Here is a 1,184-nt window from a genome sequence, read left to right on the forward strand (position 1 = left end):
CTAACAGCTGGTGGAATATTTTCACCAAGGTTCATTTGTAAAGCTTTAACATTTGATAATTCAATGAATAATTCTGTTGCAATAATCGCTACGATAACCCCGGCGAACATTGCGCCTGTACCTGTGTTGTTGAATGAAAGAACACCTGAAATGTTTACAGCATCTTTTGCTCCGTCAGGAACTACAGAAACTGTATTTGGCATCATCACAATTAAAGAAACTAATGATAGCATTGATGCTGCTAACGGGTTTTCGAAATCTCTGTTTTTAGCTAAGAAATAACCAACCATTACAGCAATAATCATACCTGAAATACTTAAAGTACCGTTTGCAATTGTTATTCCCCAATATTGGAATCTTGTTAATGTATCCCCTTGGAAAATCCACTTAAATACCGTGTTGTTCAAAAGAACGATTAAACCTGCCAAAATATATAATGGCATTACTGTTACGAATGCATCTCTTAGGGTTTTTAAATGAATTTGGTTCCCTAGTTTACCAGCAAAGGTGGCAAATTGGTCTATAAATTTTGAGTTTTTCATATGAATATCTCCTCTCTTTACTCCTCAATTTCTACTTCAAAACCGTTATTGTCACTTACTTTGCGATACCATCTTCCTGAGCTCTTGATGGTTCTCTTTTGCGTTTCTAAATCAACGGAGATAAATCCGTAACGATTCTTATATGCATTATTCCAAGACCAGCAATCAAATGCGGTCCAAGCGTGGTATCCAAAACAGTGACTTCCCTCTTCAATGGCTTTATGTAGCCATCTTAAATGTTCTTCATAAAATTCAATACGATACACGTCATCGATAACTCCATTTTCATCGATAAACCGTGCTTCGTTTTCAACACCCATTCCGTTTTCACTGATAAACCATGGGATATTACCATATTCTTCCTTCACAATCATAGCAATATCATAAATGGATTTCGGAAAAATTTCCCAACCACGATATGGATTCATGCGACGCCCCGGCCATTCATACTCTTTGAAGTATTGATCTGGCATCCAGGGCGTCTGATATTCCTCAGGATTTGCTTGTGCTTGAACACGTTTTGGATGGTAGTAGTTTACTCCAAGAAAATCAACCGTATTTGATTTCATCAGTTGAAGCTCTTTTTCGGTATGACTCCATAACACGCCATCTCTCTATAGCTGTTTTACCAATCTTTCTGGG

Annotated in this window: 1 protein-coding gene and 1 pseudogene; both read right to left on the reverse strand. The window is 37.3% G+C overall.

Features of this window, described 5'->3' with window-relative positions; genetic code table 11:
- Positions 1-542, reverse strand: a 542-nt coding sequence (locus DCM90_RS09695) for a PTS transporter subunit EIIC (protein WP_133244344.1), incomplete at its 3' end; no start/stop codon positions are given.
- A 17-nt stretch (positions 543-559) separates the two neighbouring features.
- Positions 560-1,184, reverse strand: a pseudogene (locus DCM90_RS09700) (family 1 glycosylhydrolase); the annotation flags it as partial.

The sequence above is a fragment of the Levilactobacillus bambusae genome (assembly GCF_003124125.1).
In the GTDB taxonomy this organism is placed as follows: domain Bacteria; phylum Bacillota; class Bacilli; order Lactobacillales; family Lactobacillaceae; genus Levilactobacillus; species Levilactobacillus bambusae.